The organism is Enterococcus rivorum (genome assembly GCF_001742285.1).
Taxonomy (GTDB): domain Bacteria; phylum Bacillota; class Bacilli; order Lactobacillales; family Enterococcaceae; genus Enterococcus_L; species Enterococcus_L rivorum.
Genome location: NZ_MIEK01000034.1, coordinates 1 through 17,643 on the forward strand (window position 1 = coordinate 1; position 17,643 = coordinate 17,643).

Genomic DNA, 17,643 nt, shown 5'->3' on the forward strand with positions numbered 1-17,643 from the left:
ATCGCCCTGTCTCTTTCAAACGATACAGTAGAAGAAAAGACAAAGGTGGCTTTGTACGAGATTTCAAAGTGTATGAATGTGAAGATTGCCGGGAATGTCCTGTTCGTAGCCAATGTACCAGAGCTACGAGTGGAAAGAATCGGCAGATTCTCGTGAACAATTCATGGCGTTATTTTAAAGCCGAATGCAAGAAGAAGCTTTTGGATGAAACGACAGGAACAATTTATCGGAGACGAAAAATTGAAGTTGAACCTGTGTTCGGTCATCTAAAGGCTCATTTGGCGTTCCATCGCTTTCACCTACGAGGAAAGCTTGGCGCTTATGGCACTAAATTTAAGAAAATTAGGAAAACATATGGAGCGAAAAGCTCTTTCAAAAGAAAAAACAGAGACGATTTTGATAATAATAGTCAAAATCGTCTCTGTTTTCTATAAATAGTAGTTTATTGTCCCACTCTCTTGTTTATTAAAAAGCATTTAAATAAGTTAGTGCATAATTTACATGGTATTCTGTTGCCAGTGCTAGCCCAGCTTCGTCAATATCAAATTTTTCATGATGATGACCATAGTGTGTCTCTGGATTCTCTAGGTTTCTAGTCCCTACACGAGCATAAACACCTGGAGCTTTTGCTAAGAAATCAGCAAAATCATCTGCTCCTAAACTTTTCGGATAGTCTGTGATGACATTTTCTCTTCCAACAATTTCGGCTGCTACTTGTTGAGCCAGTTCAGTTGCATGCTTTTCATTGATTAATGGACCTGCTGCGTCATAAACTGTAAATAATGAAATGTCTGTACGGTGAGCAGCAGCTACTTGTTGAGCAATTTCTTCCACACGTTTTAAAACGAATGCTCTAGTTTCATGGCTAAAGGTTCGAACTGTTCCTTCAATAGAAGCATGATTTGCCACAATATTATATCTAGTTCCCGCACTCAACACACCGATTCCAACAACGACGGGATCTAAAGGTGCCACTTCTCGCGCAGCAATTTTTTGTAATTCTACAACAATACTTGCAGCTGCCAACACAGCATCTCTCCCTTGTTCAGGTTGCGCAACATGGCTACTGACTCCTGAGACTTCTATTTTAAAAATATCGCAAGAAGCATTGGTTGGACCCTCTGTTGCCACTAATTGACCGACTGGCACACTTGAATCTAAATGAATGCCAAAAACCTGATCTATATTCTCTACAAACCCACCTTCGACAAATTGGCAAGCACCAGCTCCTATCTCTTCCGCTGGCTGAAAAGCCAATTTGATTGTTCCAGCAAAATTCCCTTCATGTTCTTTCAATATTTTCGCTGCTCCCAATAAAGAAGCTGCGTGTCCATCATGCCCACAAGCATGGTTTAACCCAATATTTTTAGATTGATACGGTTTATCGGTAGCGTCTTCTAATTCCAAGGCATCAATATCGGCACGTAACAAAATGGTCTTACCAGTTCCTTTTTTTCCTTCAATAGTTCCTAAAACCCCAGTCTCTCCAACTTCTACAAACGGAATGGATAACTTGTTCAATTCTTTTTTAATCCTTTTTATCGTTTCAAATTCTTTTAAACTAGCTTCTGGGTATTGATGAAAATACCTCCTCAGCGCAATCACTTCATCTTTATTTTTTTGAATTTCGTTCCGAATCGCTTCTTTATTTATTCCTGTCATTCAATCTTCCCCCTTAATTTTTACCAAAAGTTTCCCACGCTGGTATGCTGGCTCCTTTAGAAGTTTCTTTTATCACTTTTTTCGTTCCATCTTGTTGATATGCTTCAACAATTTTTTTGTAAACGGCATTGTCTTTATCGGCTTCTCTAGCCACGATAATATTCACATATGGTTTTGATGTTTCATCTACTGGTTCTAAAAAGATAGCATCTTTATTCGGGACCAACCCAGCATCCACAGCCATACCGCTATTAATTACTGAAGCATCAATATCTTGTAAAGCCCGTGCGGTTTGAGAAGCATCTAATTCAGTAATTTTTAACTTTTGTTTATTTTCCGTAATGTCATTTACTGTTGGCGTTTGTTTTTTTGCTGGATCTACCTTAATTAACCCTGCCGTTTGCAATAATAGTAACGCTCTTCCTCCATTAGTAGCATCATTGGGAATCGCAATTTCAGCACCATCCTTCAGTTCTTTCACGTCTTTTAGTTTATCAGAATAAATTCCTAATGGAGCACTGACTGTATTACCAATCGAAACTAAGTCTGTTTTATGTTCTAAATTGTAATTATCTAAAAAGATTTGATGTTGGAATGAATTTAAATCAATTTCCTTTTCTGACAATGCTGCATTAGGTTGAGTGTAATCAGAAAATTCTACAATTTCCAAATTAATATTCTCTTTTTTCAGTTGTTCTTTTACTGATTCCCACACCTCATTGTTAGCACCAACAACACCTAATTTCACTGTTTCTGTTTTTTTACTCTCTTTTGCTCCACCAGCACAACCTGCCAATACAAATACTGTAACTAAAATAAATGCCAATACTTTTCCAAATTTTTTCATTTCTTTTCCCCTTTTCTTAATGTGATGTTCGTTTAATCAAAAAATTACTAAATGCTTGACTAATAAAAACGAGTAGTAAAATGATTGCAGTTGCTACAATTGTGACATCCGTTTGAAAACGATTATACCCTCTCGTAATCGCTAAATTCCCTAAACCACCTGCACCAATCGCACCAGCCATTGCAGTTAATCCAATCAAGTTAATAACTGTAACGGCCGATACCCGAATAATACTAGGCAATCCTTCAATTAAGTACACTCGAACAATAATTCCAATTGGACTGGTTCCCATTGACTCTGCCGCTTCAATCACACCTGGATCGACTTCTAATAATGCATTCTCAATTTGACGTGCAAAAAATGGAATCACTCCCACCACTAAAGGCACTAATGCAGCAGTTGTCCCTATCGTTGTTCCCGCCAAAAAACGAGTAATCGGCTGGATAAGGGTTAACATAATGATAAATGGGATGGAACGAAAAAAATTAATAACTTTATCTAAAATATTATATAAAAACGAATTACTTAAGATCCCTTTTTGACCTGTACTAACTAAGATCACCCCTAATAAAATGCCTAGTACCCCTGCAAGAAGAGCGGTCCAGAAAACCATGTACAGGGTTTCTATAGTGCTCGTAATAAATTCTTCCTTTAGTTGAAGAACATTAGGAAAATATTTCTCAAAAAATTGATTCAATTCATTTCAACTCCTTTTTCTTATAGGTCCGATGTCCGCTATTTCTACGTCAGCTTTGCTTCCTAGAATAGAGGCACTCCTTTTTCTTGGTGGTCCGATGTCCATTATCTCTAACGAGTAAAACTCGTAAGAATAAGTGGCACTCCTTTTTCTTGGTGGTCCGATGTCCATTATCTCTAACGAGTAAAACTCGTAAGAATAAGTGGCACTCCTTTTTCTTATAGGTCCGATGTCCGCTATTTCTATAATCTTTACTAGATAATCAGACAACTTGCAATGGAACGTTCAACCTTTCTGTTTTTGCGGTCTTTAACACTTTTATTTTTACTCCTTGCTTTTTTAAAAAAGTTAGTGCCTTTTCTCGTTGCGTTTCTTCTCCTGATAGAATAACAATTAGATTACCAATCGGCACTTGCTGTACTATCTCGACATTTCCATAGAGAATATTTGTTACAATGTGATACTTGCTATACAGCTGGGCGATTAACGGCTCGCTTGTTTGCTCCCCTACATATGAGAATTCAATCAATTCTTCATCTTCAGCTAAATTAGTTAGTGTTGGGTGCTGAGCAATTGTTTCAATTGCTTGATCGATATGGGTTGCTGTCCGAATAAAATCTTTTGTTAATTCTTTTTGTGGATTACTAAAAATTGAGACGATATCATTTTCCTCAATCACTTCTCCAGCTTCCATCACAGCCACTTTATGACAAACTTCTTTCACGACTTGCATTTCATGAGTAATTAAAACAATCGTTAAACCTAAGTCTTGGTTCAATTTTTTTAACAATTCTAAAATTTGACTCGTTGTTTTAGGATCTAAGGCACTAGTTGCTTCATCACAAAGTAAAATTTCTGGATCGTTAGCTAAGGCTCTAGCAATCGCCACTCGCTGTTTTTGTCCTCCTGACAATTGACTAGGGTAGGCTTCCCGTTTTTCTTCCAACCCAACTAATGTTAAAAGGCTTTCTATTTTTTCTTTTCGTTTAGCTTTCGATAATCCAGAATATTTCAGGGAAAAATCAATATTTTCAGAAATCGTTCGTTCTTTCATTAAGTTAAAATGCTGAAAAATCATGCCAATCTTTTTCCTTTGCTGTCGCAACTCTTTGGCTGAAAAGTCTAAAATATCTTTCCCTTGAATTAACACTTCCCCTGTAGTCGGACGTTGAAGTAAATTAATCACTCTTACTAACGTACTTTTTCCAGCTCCAGAATAGCCAACAATTCCAAAAACATCTCCTTTATCTATTTTTATTGATACACTTTTTACTGCATCAATTCGCTTTTTCTTTTGATGAAACGTAACATTGATATTTTTTAGTTCAATCATGATTTTCCTCCTTTTTTCGATAAAAATAAAAAGCGTCCTCAAACACACAAACTAATTGTTTGTATGCTTGAGGACGCTTTTTGCGTGTTACCACCTCTATTTTAATCGTTATTCACATAACGATCCTCTTCAAGTACGCTACTTATAGGATACTCTAGCACGTTAACGTGTGCTCACGTCGTTGCCTCATGAAACTATCCATTCGGAACGCTGCTCAATGGCCATTTTCTAATCAGTGTTTATCGCTTGTTCTCAGCTACCCAAGCTCTCTGTTTGATAAATTTACTGATTGTACTTTCCATCTCAATGCTTTTTCTATTTAATTTTTTAAAATAAAAAGCCCTTCTACTAAATAATTAGTAAAAGGGCGAATAATCGCGGTACCACCTTTGTTTCAAATAACAAATTGTTATTTTCTTAATCAGGTCTCTAAATCAACCTATAGCTTTGATAACGGGTGCTTTCCGAAATTGCTTACTTATCAACAATTTTTCCTCAGAGACCATCTTCAACTTTTCCTATCTTATCTCTTTTCACCAACCGAGACTCTCTACTAAAGATTTTCCAGGCTTACTCTTCTCTTCAAAGGAGTAACTATTCACTATGTGTTGTTTTTCATTTTACTAGACAAAAATTTAAAAGTCAAACACTTTTTTAAATTAGTCTCTAGCTCACCCCAACAAATTTGTTATACTATTCTTAGTCATCTACCTTACAAATAAATATAACGAAAAGGAGGAAGTCAAAATGACTCTAGCAAAAAATTCTTATTTCCCTATCCAAATCCCTTATTTATTAAATAAAGATTTCAATCGTTCTATCCTATACAGTGAAGAAATAGATTCAAATTTTGAAGAATTGATTATTTGTTTTTGGAAATCTATTCCTAGAAATGAAGCTACTTACTTATCAAAAAATGTTATTGTTCCTGATGGTTGTATTGACTTAGTGGTTGATTTTACAAATAAAAGGATTGGCCTCTCTGGAATGTCGAAAACCAATTTTGACTTCTCGGTAAAGCCTGATGAAAGCTATTTTGGGTTGCGTTTTTTACCTGGAGCTGTTTCAGAATTTTTTGACATCGATGGTTCGTCAGCAATGGATCGGTTTATCCCAATTTCTGAAATCGATAGTTATTTCGATAGCGAAACCTTCTGGAAGAGTAAAAATATTGACGATGCTATTCTTTTTGTAAAAAAATACATTGAAAAAAAACACAAGAAAAAAATACTTGATCCCGCTTATATTTTACTGTTTCAATCATTGTATAAAAATGACACATTACCAACTGTTGAACAATTAGCAAAAGAAATAGCTGTCTCGACTAGACAGTTACAACGAATTTTTCTAAAGAAATATGGTTTGACTCCAAATAAATTATTAAGTGTCATTCGTTTTCAACAAACTCTACATGCACTGAAATCACCGAATGGACAAACTGGTTTTCGCAATCTGGAAAATCTTCCCTATTATGACCAACCCCATATGATTAAGTCAATTAAAAAAAATATCGGAATTACTCCTACAGAATTGATTGACTTATATTCAGATAAAAGAGTTGTCTGAAATATACAATTTATTTTCTCCTCTCTTAGTTAAAATGTTTATGAGGTGATGATTATGCTAACAAACATTACACCAAATCTAATGGTGGAAAATGTCAAAAAAACAATGGATTTTTACAAAAATGTCCTAGAATTTTCAATTATTGATTCTGTTCCAAATAATGAGGGCAATTTCGATTTTGCTATTTTGTCAAAAGATCAATGCACACTGATGCTTCAAAAAAAAGAGAGCTTAATAGAAGAATATCCGATTCTAGAAACTGATCAAGTCAAACCTTCTCTATCTTTATTTTTTCTAACGGATGACATCACAAAAATAGCAGCTTTAGTAAAGAAAAAAGCACCTTTTCTAAAAGAAATTCATGAAACATCTTATGGGACTAAAGAATTTGCCATTGCTGATAACAATGGCTATGTTCTAACTTTTGCAGAAAAATAATGGAAAAGAATCTGTTAGAGTAAATTTCTATCTAACAGATTCCTTTTTATTTATGATTTAGTTAAAATCTTTTAATAGCTGGATCTCATTTTAATAAACAAAAAATTTGAATAAAACCCCTTTAACCAATTGACAAAAACTGTCACTTAAGGTATTCTATTGCTTGTGTGAATCATTGCCGCCTTAGCTCAGTCGGTAGAGCACCACCATGGTAAGGTGGGGGTCGTCGGTTCGAATCCGACAGGTGGCTTATAAATAGGATGAAAAGAATCTTGAAATTCAAGGTTCTTTTTTATTGATACAACAAAAAAAGTAGATTTGCAGCTAAAAAACTGTCTATCTACTTCTTCACTTACTTCTTACTTTTCTGCACCTCTAATAGCTGCTTTTAGCATTATGGCACCAGCTACAATGGTTGTTACAGCTCGCAATACTTTAATCTTATTCACTTTCCTCTGACCAACCTTTGCTTCCGTCATTATAGCACCTCCCATTTTTCTATCTCTAGTTTAAAATCAATAAAAGAATAAATCTAGTATAAAGTATATCGCTAAAAAAGTTATTCGTTTCAAATACTTCCTCCTGTAATCAACCAACATTAAAAATCAAAAAAATTATTTATAAGGAATAAGCCCATCTATTTATAAATGGGCTTAGAGGGAGGAAAAATAGAATAATGTTTCTATTTACATAATAGTATGCCTTAACAGAATATTCAAAGAATAACCCTTGATAAAAATAATAATTGTCTTCCTCCAAAATAATATTCTAAAACAACCTTTTCATTTTATATAATTAACAAAAGCTGATAACATTAGTACTATAAATATTTTTGTAGAAAAGAGGAGTTAAAATGAAAAAGAGCTTGTTGAAATTTTTCCTTATTATGCCTGTACTCTTTCTATTTGTTGCATGTTCCCCTGATAAGTCAACATCAACTGTTAATTATGACACTAAGTCTGGTGCTTCCGTTACAGAATCAACCGGAAAATGGGTTCAAAAAGAATTAGATACTGTAGCACAACAAATGTCAGATAGTTCCATGCCAGCCACAATAAAAACAACGTGGGATGATCTATCAAGTGTCATTAGCACAGATATGAAAAAAGAACAAATTAGCGATCAATTGAGAAGTGGCTTAAAAGGATTCCAAACTGATTTAGAAACTGAAATAGCTAATGCTAGTGGCGATGTTAAAACACAATTGGAAACAATTAAAACAGAAATAGATGGTATATTAGCAAAAGTCAACTAGCAGAAAAGAAATATTTACTGAAATTTTACTTAAGATGACTCTGAAAAGTTCAAAATCTACACCATTTTTCAGAGTCATTTACTTTTTTATTTTTCTATTAGAAAAGAATTTCTAAATAATGCTCTATTTTTTATCAGCTTGGAGGCTAGTTGTTACAACCTGAACTCTTCCCTTGTCATCGCAATCGAAGGGGGATAAACAGCATCACTTAAATCTGTATTCTTAGGATTGTGTAATCATGTAATTATGAAAAGAAGTCTTTTTTATCAATTCTTTTAACATTATTTTTACTATCCCTACATCTTCAATAGACAAACAACCGATACTGCTCCAACTTTCTCTTCTTCTGTACTTTTGAAACTGCCACGTAAATTTTATTTTATCTTTCCCACTTCATTACATCTCGGTATTGTCCTTAACGGTTTTCTTGAATTCCCACTCCCCTTCACAATTCCATCAAATTTTTTACACCATTGCAATGCGTCTTTAATCCTAATCTTTATCAAAATCCATTAAATGACAAAATGGAAGAGTTTCTTTTCAATCTATGCTATTATACTTAACATGATTAAAGTTACCTATCGTTTGGAGGTCTCAAAAATTTTGAATAGACGCCATAAATTACTCCTAATTTTATCCTGTTTTCTAGCCTTAATTGAAATTATCTTTACAACAAAAAGATATCTTAAACCTCTATTTATTTTAATTACGCTACTTCAAGGTATTATCTTCCTATTTTTTGCATGCTCATTTATTTTTTCCTTATTTGTTATTCAACCGAAAAAGCATAAAAAATAAGTTGGACTCCTTCTAAATTAATTCCAGAGAAATTCCAATTAGACATCACAGTTTATGGTAAAATATACCATGTAAGAGTAATGTTTGCGACTGGAATTCTTCTACCTATGAAAGGATGCGAAAAAATGCCTAATGAGAAAATTTTTATTAGTCACTGTGAAAAAGATCATATCATTGTAAATGGTTTCATTGAACTTTTGGCTTCTCTAGATATCCATCAAATTGTTTGCAGTTCTTTGTCTCAGTACAAACTGCCTAATGAAGAAAACATCTACGACTATTTGAAAAATACTTCTCAACATTCCCCATACGTCATTTACTTTTTATCTGAAAATTACTATGGCGATTATGCTTGCTTGAATGAAATGGGTGCTTTATGGGTAACAGCAAAAGAGGAACAACAACTTGCACTGTTACTTGATGACTTTAATTTTTCTAACCTCCAAGGAGCAATTGAACCTAGACCGATTGGTATTAAACTCTCTCAACTCCATTGCAATCAGCGAATTTCTCAACTAATTACGGATCTCTATGCCTACTTAGGTTTAGAATCTCAAGGTTTGTCTCACAAAAAACAGTTGGAAATTAATAAGTTTATTCAAAAGTTTGCTTCATTAACGGAAGACTCAAATAACTACTTCTATTCCACTATTCTAGAAACTCGCTCAACTGATTATTGGCCAGAAGCACAATTTTTAAAAATCGAAAAACGCATTCCTCAAAACAAACTAGAAGATAGAATACATTTAGACAATGAAACACACTGGCTTGTTTACTTAAACGGAATGGATTGTCCGATTGTTGAAAATGATTATGTAAGGTTCAAAATAACAGGAAAGTCGAAAATTTCCAAAGATAAATGTGAGCGTAGAATTTATCTTTCAGATATTATTATTCTTTAATTCCATCAAAAAAGCCTCCAAAAATTGAGCTTTTCATGCACAACTTTTAGAGGCTTATTATCTTTTCTACCTCAGTAAAGATAGTCGACCTTACATAGCAACATTCTACAATATCATTTCTTCTAACTGATAACGAATTTTGTACTGTAATTTTTGAATTCGTTCAATTTCATTCATCTTTTCTTGAATCTGATATTTAGTTGCAACAGATTCATTGTGGGCAATGATATAACTAATTGCCCACAGATGAGGATCATTAATCACTTGATCAGCTAAAGGATAGAGTAACGCAAAGTGTAGCCTAATTTCTTCCATCAAATCCAAAAGTAATATTGGATCGTCATTAATCAATTCTTTCTCTAAAAAGAGTAATATTCTTTGATAGGCTGCACAATCTAATGGCCCACCAATTTTTGCTGGTATAATTTTATGGACTTCTTGATCCCCTGTCAGAAAATCAACTTCTTCTTTAATATGCAGATGAGCAAACTCTTCTAAAACCCATGAACGAACAAGATTATGTACCTCTTTATCTAACAAAATATTTTTCCCAATACTGATAAATGATTCTTGAGGTAAATGAACAGATTTTTTTACAATTGCTAATTGTTCATAATAATTATGCTCTTTCAAGCGGGAGAGTTCATCTTTCAATTCCTTGATCTTACAAATTTCAAATTGTTCATACATCAATTCTGAAGCTCGTACTTTTTTCTTCAAGGAAATTAATTGCTTCATTTCACCACTTTTTTCCCTTAAAATTCGTTCATTGATTATGCTATGCGCATGGATAAACTTGTGGTTTGCAATTAAAATTTGAATATATAATTCTAAATAATCTAAACAGGATATGTACTCTTCCTTCATTTCTGAAGCAAGAAACAAGGCTTGCTCATTTTCACCAATTTCTAAATAGGTGCTAGTTATCAAAAAATTCAATGGAAAATCTTGTCTAATCGCATACGCTTTTTGAAAATATTCTACTGCATCCATCAGCTTTGATTCCGCCATTGCTTCTTGTCCCAATTCAATAAATCGTTCATAATTTTTCGGAAATGGTATTTTATTGGCCAAAACAACCACCACCTTTCTTTGGATTGTTTCATAAATAGTGACCAGTTCAGATAAATCATAACAAAAGAAGCAAAGTGTGTATACTCCAAAATTAAAATATATTTGTAAATTTCAGAAAAACAATCTGATTACAATTGAATTCACCACTCTGTTTGTTATCTTAATAAAGATTCCGAATGATTATTGCTGCTTCTGGCTCCCCTTCAGCTTCCATCCGTTCAGCTTTTTCAAGTAAAGAATACCCCGAAAAAACATCTTTCGTTAACTCATCTTGGACTTTAAACTGTTTCACTTTTTCTATTGAGATTGCTTTAGGATCCACTTCTTGCACACTATCCCAACCCGTATCAATAAAAATCTTTGTTGTATCCATAATCTCATTATTTTCACTTAATTCTTCCACAATTTTCTTCAACTGTGAAAACGTCATTACATTTACTTGATTATTCACTATATCTCCTCACTTTCACTGTCTACTTATTTTACTTAAAATCTGCTCAAATTCCTAGCTTTATTTAGGAAAACTTTAAACATAGAACTTTTTTGAATCGATAAGAAAACAGAGAAATGGAAAAAAGTATCTAAAAAACAGAGAAGTATCTTCTTGCTTTTCAAAATCATCTTTTACTACTACAGCATTAACGTTTAAAATTGTTCTTTTTTTATCCCTCTCCCTTTTATTTTTTATATACTACTATCATAACTCAAAATCATTTTTCTTAATACTAAAATGTTCAATAAAATAATGGAAAAACATGATAATTTATTTTCATATACAAAAAAAGAAGATAAAAAACCTATAAATTTTCATCACTAATGAAACCTTGAGAGCGAAATAGTCTAATGCTACCAGCATAAATATCTCAAAATAAAGAAACAATCCCTTACAAATAAATAACAACAAAACAAGTTTTTATAATTTTTGTCAATTAATGTCTATTTTGAATTTTATTTATCTAATGGCTTCGGTAACAAGATAATACTTATGTAAAAATAACAACTACTTTTTAAATAGCTGTCACATTTCTTAACATTCCAACTGATTTCGTCATAAAGAAACCTATTTTTGTTATTCTGGTCATCGATTCTTAATCCCTCTATTACATACATTTGTCTGATAATATGTTTTAATTGTCTTTGGTCAAAAAAATAAGTAAGGAGTTTTTCGATGAAATATAACTATTTATTATCTACCGCCATTATTAGTGGCTTGGTTCTTTCTGGCTTATTCTTTACAAGTACCGTTACTGAAGCCGCCACTTCTAATGAGGAGTCTATTCTAGCCCAGGAAAAAATCATTCAAGAGTCGACTCAAAAACAAACAAAACTATTAGAAACAAAACAAACTCACGAGCTCAAACAAAGAGATATTAGCAAAGAAATCAATTCGTTAGCAACGACAATTAAAGAAAAAGATTCTCAAGTCGAAGCATTAGAAAAAATAACTGCTATTTCAAAAATCCCAACACTAATTATAGAAAATAATAAAAAAGAACTACGCATACTAGACAGCTCAGTTTTACCTTTTACAGCAGAAAATAACACCACGCAAGAACTTATGGAACAAAGTAAAGCAGAACTAGAAATACTACATAAGCAACAATCTGAATACATAGAAGAAAAAAATAAGCTAGATACTACTCAAAATGAATTATCTCAACAGCTTTCTCAGCTAACTCAACTGGTGAATGACTCTAAAGAGAAAAAAGAAGCTCTTCAAAAAACGTTAACACAGCAAACTGGCACAAAAGCAGCGATTGTAGAAGCTGCGAAGTCTCATCTAGGAAAACCGTATGTTTATGGTGCAGCGGGCCCAGACACTTTTGATTGCTCTGGTTTAGTCCAAGTTGCTTTCGCTTCAGCTGGTCGTTCTATAGGTAGAACCACTATCGATCAAGAATCTGCTGGAATACCTATTCCGGTATCAGAAGCGCAAGCTGGGGACTTAGTTTTTTGGGGTAGCGCAGGCGGAACACATCATGTAGGTATTTCGTTAGGCGATAATACTTTTATCCATGCTCCTGTACCTGGCGATGTAGTCAAAATCACTTCTGTCGCTGATTACTCTCCAGATTTTGCTTTACGTGTCTAATAATCGATGAATCTACATAGTCATGAGATACCGGCATGTACATCTTCGTTTTTTAACATAGAATGAAGAAATTGAGACAGAAGTCGTTTTGGGGCGAGAAATTGGACTACAAAGCACACAATACGCTTTATCTATTGAGTGATTTGTGGGAAATTTCCGAAGACCCTGACTTTTGACCACCGTTTATTCGGATTTAAAGGATGAAACAAAACTGATTTTTAGTTTTGTTCCATCCTCTTTTCTTTCGCATTAATTACATGGAATCTTCACGATAAACGTTGTTCCAAATTCTCTATCACTTTCAACACTTAAATTAAACTGATGCCTTTCAGCAATTTCTTTCGCAATCGCTAACCCCAAGCCAGTTCCATCTACTCGTTTATCCGCATCAATTTTTCTAAACCTTTCAAAAATATTAACTTTTTCTTCTTCTGAAATGAATGAACCTTGATTGTGAATAGAAACAACTAACCTTTGTTCTATTTTCTTCATTTCAACTGTAATTGCAGTTGATTCAGGGGAAAATTTTAACGCATTTTCCAAGATGATAATAAACAACTGTCTAATCCGACCATAATCGCCTTCTATAATAATCGATTCTTTAAATTGATTGTCAAATTCCAGTAATTGATTTTTTTCTGAGGCTCTGACTCGTAAGCTTCTTATACTATCGGTTATTATATCGACTACGTTTACCTGTTCCATTGTAATTGTAAATTCCGGATTTTCTAAACGAGATAGTTCAAGTAAATCGTTAATTAATCTTTCTAACACTACTGACTCTGATAACAATTGTTCATAATATTGTTTTACCTTTGCTGGCTCACTAATTACTCCGTCATTTAAAGACTCTATTGAACCACGAATCACTGTAACAGGCGTTCTTAATTCATGAGAGATTGTCGAAAGGAAATTTTTCTGGGCTTTCTCTTTGTTGTCTCTTTCAAATTTTGCTTCAGCTAACCTATTTTTTAAAATAGTCATTTTTTTCCCTAAAGCACCTATTTCATCGTTTGTATGGACGTCTAGTTCTGTATCATAATGTTCTACAACTAGTTCTTCTGTAAAAGAACTCATTTTCGAAATCGGAGCAATAAATCGTCTTGAAAATATAATTGAAAGAAGTAAACCAATGATCCAAGCAATTAAAATACTAATAAACAACAGTAAATAGCCTTGATGCTGCGTTTTATGAACAGCAGAAATTGAAGAATGAAGCAACACAACCGCTAAAATCTCTCCTGATGTATTCTTAATGGGTGCACCAACCGTTACTGTCGGCTCACCTAAAACGTTACTAAATTCTTCACTAGTGGTTGTTTTTCCTTGATAGACTTTTTTTATGACATTCTGAGCATTATCAGGAAGTTCACTATATTCTTTATGGTGCATGGTACTGCCAATTGTAATTGTATTCGCATTCTCATCAACAATCCAGATATCATCCATTGCCAATTTATCCATAAATTGAATAAAAGAACCGTACCCCATGCCCATTCCCATCCCATGTCTTTTTCCTCCCTGGGGATTCATTTCATTACGATCATTTTTTGAAAAATAGCCATCTAAAGTTTCTGCAATAACTGCTGCTCTACGTGTCATTTCCTCTGTATGTATTGTAATTGTTTGTTTTGAAAAAAGAACACTGAATGCAATACCAATCACCAAAGAAAAGATCAATAAGGTTAAAGAAAAATACAGTACTAGTTTCCTTGTCAGTTTATTTTTCATGTCTACCCTCAAACTTATAGCCTTGTCCCCAAACAGTTGCTATTTCCCAATTAGAATGATTAACTTCATCTAATTTAGCACGAAGTCGTTTAATATGTGTATCTACCGTTCTAGCATCCCCATAGTAATCAAATCCCCACAAACTATCTAACAAATTATCTCTAGAAAAAACTTTCTCTTTATTGGATAACAATAGCCATAGCAATTCCAGCTCGCGTTTTGTTAAAATAATCTCATGTTGATTAATTACTACACGCTTTTCTTCTAAATAAACGGTCAAATTATCATAATTCAACTGCTTCATGGAATGTTTGTTTTCATCGGTTTGCTCAATTCTTCTTAAAATTGCCCGAATACGAGCCATCACTTCACTAGGAGAAAATGGTTTTACAATATAGTCATCTGCGCCAATATCTAACCCCATAATTCGATGATAGTCTTCCCCTTTAGCCGTTACCATAATAATAGGTACACTCGATGTTTCACGAATTTTTTTACAAACTGCAAAGCCATCCATTTTAGGAATCATCACATCTAATAAAATCAGCTCAACTGGTTGTTCGTAAAATTTTTCCAGTGCTTGTGCTCCATCAACTGCAATAATCGGATGAAACCCTTCCTTCTGTACATACTCTTTTAGCACTTCAGTGATCTGCAAATGATCATCTACAATTAAGATTTTTTTCATAGCGATCAAGCCCCCCCCCCTTGCCTTACTTCCATTATAAGCAAGAATACTAAAAAAAGGGAATTTATTTTCGACACAAATTTGACACATTTAACGAGCTTATATATATTCCACTGGACAACTTAAGAACGATATCATAACAAAAAACAGACGACAAAAAATTAACATTTTTCATCGTCTGCTATTCACATAATAACAAATTACTCTACTGTCACACTTTTTGCTAAATTCCTTGGTTTGTCTACATCGTATCCTCTTTGTAAAGTAGCAAAATAGGCAATTAATTGTGTTGGTACGACACTAACTAAAGGAGTTAATAACGAATGAACATCTGGCAGAACCAGCTGATCACTCTCTTTGGATAAAGAAGCTAACGAAATAACAAAATTATGTGCACCTCGGCTTTCAACTTCTTTTAAATTCCCTCTTGTATGAGCAGCTGTTTTTTTATCTGTAATCACACCAAAGACTGGCGTTCCTTTTTCAATTAATGCAATTGTTCCATGTTTTAATTCCCCAGCGGCGAATCCTTCTGCTTGAATATAAGAGATCTCTTTCAATTTCAAAGAAGCTTCCATCGATACATAATAATCGACACCTCGCCCAATATAAAAAGCATTTCTAGTATCTGATAGATACTCTGTAACTAGTTGATCGATTGTCGCTTTTTCATCAATAATTGTTTCCATAATTGATGCAATGACACTTAGTTCATGAGCAATGTCAAATTTCTCTGATTGTTCATTACCGCTTGCATCTCCAATCGCTTTTGCTACTATCGCTAAAACTGCAATTTGAGCTGTATAAGCCTTTGTTGAAGCAACGGCGATTTCTGGACCAGCAAGAAGTAATAATGTATAGTCTGCCTCTCTAGATAGCGTTGAGCCTGCTACATTGGTTAAGGTCAACGAAGGATATCCTAATCGGTTTGTTTGCACTAGAACTTGGCGACTATCAGCAGTTTCTCCACTTTGGCTTAAGAAAATAAAAAATGGATTCTTCGATAGCAACGGCATATTGTAGCCAAACTCACTTGAAAGATGGACTTCTACCGGTATTTGGGCCATTTTTTCAATCAATGCTTTTCCTACCCAACCAGCATTATAACTTGTGCCACAAGCAATGATATAGACTCTGTCACTTGCTTTTATTTTTTCAACTATTTCAGGTTCAATAACAACCGATCCGTTCTGTTTTGTATATTCTTTGACAATTCGACGCATCACTGTTGGTTGGTCATTGATCTCTTTCAACATATAGTAAGGGTAGGTTCCTTTTTCAATGTCATTTAAGTCTAACTGAGCTTCGTAAGATTCTCGGTATACGGCGTTGCCTTTTTCATCCTCAATCTTGATTTCATCTGCTTTAACAATAACCATCTCTCCATCGACAATCTCTAAAAAGCGATTTGTTTCTTGTAACATAGCCATTGCATCACTACAAATAACATTGAAATCTTTTCCTAAACCAATTAGTAATGGGCTTTTATTTTTTGCTACATAAATCACCTCTGGATTTTCACTATCAATCAAAGCAAAAGCATATGAGCCTTCAATTATAGATAAAGCTTTTTTAAAAGCTTCTTTCGTTTCTAAGCCTTGTTCTGCAAAATATTCTATCAGATAAACGACAATCTCTGTATCAGTTTCTCCTAATAATTGCTTATTTTGAAGATATTCCTGTTTAATCTCTTCAAAGTTTTCAATCACACCGTTATGCACCAACACAAATCGGTCGTTACCCGATGTATGAGGATGAGCATTTCTTTCGCTAGGTTCACCATGTGTTGCCCATCTCGTATGACCAATCCCAATCGATCCTTCAACATCTTTACCAATCTTAGATTGTAAATCAGCAATTCTTCCTTGAGATTTTATTAAATAATTTTGCTGTTGATTACTAGTCACATAAATCCCTGCTGAATCATATCCTCTATATTCTAGTTTCTCTAATCCTTGAATTAATATTTCTGTCGCATTCTTTTTTCCAATAACTCCAACAATTCCACACATAATGTCTAATTCCTACTTTCCAATTTGTCTTGAACATAAAAACTAGTCACACGATCCATTCCTGTTAAGCTAGATAGCATCAATCTAGTTTAAATACTCATTTTAGAAGATTCAGATAAGAAAAACGAACCACTTCTTTCGATAAAAGACAGCGCCTATTTCTTATCTATTCATTATATGTTTCTATTCTGCATGGAAAGACCTTTGTTATAATTTCGCAATTATTTTTTGATTCTTTCCTTTAGAGTGCAGTCCCTAGAGTCATCCGCCGATGCTTTCGATAAACTCTTTCCTCGTCACCTGTTTAACAGGTCTGGCGCTATCCTAATTATTGGTATAACTACCCTCCTTATCTTTATTACAATAGAAACTGTTAAAATAATACAACAAAACCATAACGATAGTCAATAGATTACTCATAAAAAATAAATTGGTATAGTTCAAAAAAAGAAAAAGAATCGCAAAGAAAAAAGCTGCCAACAAGTATATAGCAACTTTTCCCTCTAATTTTATTCTTTTTATTCGCTAATTCTAAACTATTGAAATTC

The 17,643-nt window shown here is 33.8% G+C and carries 14 protein-coding genes, 1 tRNA gene, 1 pseudogene and 2 other annotated features; of the genes and pseudogenes, 7 read left to right on the plus strand and 9 right to left on the minus strand.

From position 1 onward, the window contains the following. Nucleotides 1-432 (plus strand): annotated as a pseudogene (locus BCR26_RS11290) (transposase); the annotation flags it as partial. Between the two features lie 33 nt (nucleotides 433-465). Here the strand turns inward: BCR26_RS11290 and BCR26_RS11295 are convergent. The 4 genes from BCR26_RS11295 to BCR26_RS11310 all read right to left on the minus strand — a co-directional run bounded on the left by BCR26_RS11295 (nucleotide 466) and on the right by BCR26_RS11310 (nucleotide 4,539). Then, complete coding sequence (locus BCR26_RS11295) at nucleotides 466-1,662, minus strand: amidohydrolase (protein ID WP_069699100.1); 1,197 nt, start codon at nucleotides 1,660-1,662, stop codon at nucleotides 466-468. 13 nt (nucleotides 1,663-1,675) lie between these two features. Beyond that, nucleotides 1,676-2,509: a MetQ/NlpA family ABC transporter substrate-binding protein gene (locus tag BCR26_RS11300; RefSeq protein WP_069699101.1), complete on the minus strand. Its 834-nt coding sequence runs from the start codon at nucleotides 2,507-2,509 to the stop codon at nucleotides 1,676-1,678. A 16-nt stretch (nucleotides 2,510-2,525) separates the two neighbouring features. Beyond that, a complete protein-coding gene (locus tag BCR26_RS11305) occupies nucleotides 2,526-3,206 on the minus strand; it encodes a methionine ABC transporter permease (RefSeq protein WP_069699102.1) in 681 nt (226 codons plus the stop codon). 262 nt (nucleotides 3,207-3,468) lie between these two features. Then, nucleotides 3,469-4,539 carry a methionine ABC transporter ATP-binding protein gene (locus BCR26_RS11310; protein ID WP_069699103.1) on the minus strand — a complete coding sequence of 357 codons (1,071 nt, stop codon included), beginning with the start codon at nucleotides 4,537-4,539 and terminating at the stop codon, nucleotides 3,469-3,471. Nucleotides 4,540-4,605: 66 nt separating this feature from the next. Then, nucleotides 4,606-4,855 (minus strand) — a binding site (T-box leader). A 44-nt stretch (nucleotides 4,856-4,899) separates the two neighbouring features. After that, nucleotides 4,900-5,134, minus strand: a binding site (T-box leader). A gap of 152 nt (nucleotides 5,135-5,286) precedes the next feature. Here BCR26_RS11310 and BCR26_RS11315 point away from each other — a divergent pair. The 5 genes from BCR26_RS11315 to BCR26_RS11335 all read left to right on the plus strand — a co-directional run bounded on the left by BCR26_RS11315 (nucleotide 5,287) and on the right by BCR26_RS11335 (nucleotide 9,498). Next, the gene (locus BCR26_RS11315) at nucleotides 5,287-6,105 is read left to right on the plus strand and encodes a DUF6597 domain-containing transcriptional factor (RefSeq protein WP_069699104.1); all 819 of its coding nucleotides are present in this window, start codon (nucleotides 5,287-5,289) and stop codon (nucleotides 6,103-6,105) included. Nucleotides 6,106-6,159: 54 nt separating this feature from the next. Continuing rightward, complete coding sequence (locus BCR26_RS11320; RefSeq protein WP_069699105.1) at nucleotides 6,160-6,543, plus strand: VOC family protein; 384 nt, start codon at nucleotides 6,160-6,162, stop codon at nucleotides 6,541-6,543. A 177-nt stretch (nucleotides 6,544-6,720) separates the two neighbouring features. Beyond that, nucleotides 6,721-6,793 (plus strand) — tRNA-Thr (locus tag BCR26_RS11325). Nucleotides 6,794-7,396: 603 nt separating this feature from the next. Beyond that, the gene (locus BCR26_RS11330) at nucleotides 7,397-7,798 is read left to right on the plus strand and encodes a hypothetical protein (protein WP_069699106.1); all 402 of its coding nucleotides are present in this window, start codon (nucleotides 7,397-7,399) and stop codon (nucleotides 7,796-7,798) included. Between the two features lie 923 nt (nucleotides 7,799-8,721). Beyond that, nucleotides 8,722-9,498 carry a TIR domain-containing protein gene (locus tag BCR26_RS11335; RefSeq protein WP_069699107.1) on the plus strand — a complete coding sequence of 259 codons (777 nt, stop codon included), beginning with the start codon at nucleotides 8,722-8,724 and terminating at the stop codon, nucleotides 9,496-9,498. A 105-nt stretch (nucleotides 9,499-9,603) separates the two neighbouring features. Here BCR26_RS11335 and BCR26_RS11340 read toward each other — a convergent pair whose 3' ends face one another. Further along, a complete protein-coding gene (locus tag BCR26_RS11340) occupies nucleotides 9,604-10,581 on the minus strand; it encodes a hypothetical protein (RefSeq protein WP_245676966.1) in 978 nt (325 codons plus the stop codon). Nucleotides 10,582-10,732: 151 nt separating this feature from the next. Further along, nucleotides 10,733-11,023 carry a hypothetical protein gene (locus BCR26_RS11345; RefSeq protein WP_069699109.1) on the minus strand — a complete coding sequence of 97 codons (291 nt, stop codon included), beginning with the start codon at nucleotides 11,021-11,023 and terminating at the stop codon, nucleotides 10,733-10,735. Nucleotides 11,024-11,740: 717 nt separating this feature from the next. Here BCR26_RS11345 and BCR26_RS19225 point away from each other — a divergent pair. After that, complete coding sequence (locus BCR26_RS19225) at nucleotides 11,741-12,664, plus strand: C40 family peptidase (protein ID WP_069699110.1); 924 nt, start codon at nucleotides 11,741-11,743, stop codon at nucleotides 12,662-12,664. 249 nt (nucleotides 12,665-12,913) lie between these two features. Here BCR26_RS19225 and BCR26_RS11355 read toward each other — a convergent pair whose 3' ends face one another. The 3 genes from BCR26_RS11355 to glmS all read right to left on the minus strand — a co-directional run bounded on the left by BCR26_RS11355 (nucleotide 12,914) and on the right by glmS (nucleotide 17,095). After that, the gene (locus tag BCR26_RS11355; protein ID WP_069699111.1) at nucleotides 12,914-14,395 is read right to left on the minus strand and encodes a sensor histidine kinase; all 1,482 of its coding nucleotides are present in this window, start codon (nucleotides 14,393-14,395) and stop codon (nucleotides 12,914-12,916) included. Beyond that, the gene (locus BCR26_RS11360) at nucleotides 14,385-15,083 is read right to left on the minus strand and encodes a response regulator transcription factor (protein WP_069699247.1); all 699 of its coding nucleotides are present in this window, start codon (nucleotides 15,081-15,083) and stop codon (nucleotides 14,385-14,387) included. The genes BCR26_RS11355 and BCR26_RS11360 overlap by 11 nt, the downstream gene beginning before the upstream one ends. Before the next feature lie 200 nt (nucleotides 15,084-15,283). After that, nucleotides 15,284-17,095, minus strand: a complete 1,812-nt coding sequence (gene glmS, locus BCR26_RS11365; protein ID WP_069699112.1) for a glutamine--fructose-6-phosphate transaminase (isomerizing) — start codon at nucleotides 17,093-17,095, stop codon at nucleotides 15,284-15,286. Nucleotides 17,096-17,643: the final 548 nt, after the last annotated feature.

Excerpts from the sequence above, each read along its gene's own strand:
- BCR26_RS11295 (WP_069699100.1), bottom strand. The coding sequence starts at position 1,662 with ATGACAGGAATAAATAAAGAAGCGATTCGGAACGAAATTCAAAAAAAT.
- BCR26_RS11300 (WP_069699101.1), bottom strand. The coding sequence starts at position 2,509 with ATGAAAAAATTTGGAAAAGTATTGGCATTTATTTTAGTTACAGTATTT.
- BCR26_RS11310 (WP_069699103.1), bottom strand. The coding sequence starts at position 4,539 with ATGATTGAACTAAAAAATATCAATGTTACGTTTCATCAAAAGAAAAAG.
- BCR26_RS11315 (WP_069699104.1), top strand. The coding sequence starts at position 5,287 with ATGACTCTAGCAAAAAATTCTTATTTCCCTATCCAAATCCCTTATTTA.
- BCR26_RS11320 (WP_069699105.1), top strand. The coding sequence starts at position 6,160 with ATGCTAACAAACATTACACCAAATCTAATGGTGGAAAATGTCAAAAAA.
- BCR26_RS11330 (WP_069699106.1), top strand. The coding sequence starts at position 7,397 with ATGAAAAAGAGCTTGTTGAAATTTTTCCTTATTATGCCTGTACTCTTT.
- BCR26_RS11335 (WP_069699107.1), top strand. The coding sequence starts at position 8,722 with ATGCCTAATGAGAAAATTTTTATTAGTCACTGTGAAAAAGATCATATC.
- BCR26_RS19225 (WP_069699110.1), top strand. The coding sequence starts at position 11,741 with ATGAAATATAACTATTTATTATCTACCGCCATTATTAGTGGCTTGGTT.
- BCR26_RS11355 (WP_069699111.1), bottom strand. The coding sequence starts at position 14,395 with ATGAAAAATAAACTGACAAGGAAACTAGTACTGTATTTTTCTTTAACC.
- BCR26_RS11360 (WP_069699247.1), bottom strand. The coding sequence starts at position 15,083 with ATGAAAAAAATCTTAATTGTAGATGATCATTTGCAGATCACTGAAGTG.
- glmS (WP_069699112.1), bottom strand. The coding sequence starts at position 17,095 with ATGTGTGGAATTGTTGGAGTTATTGGAAAAAAGAATGCGACAGAAATA.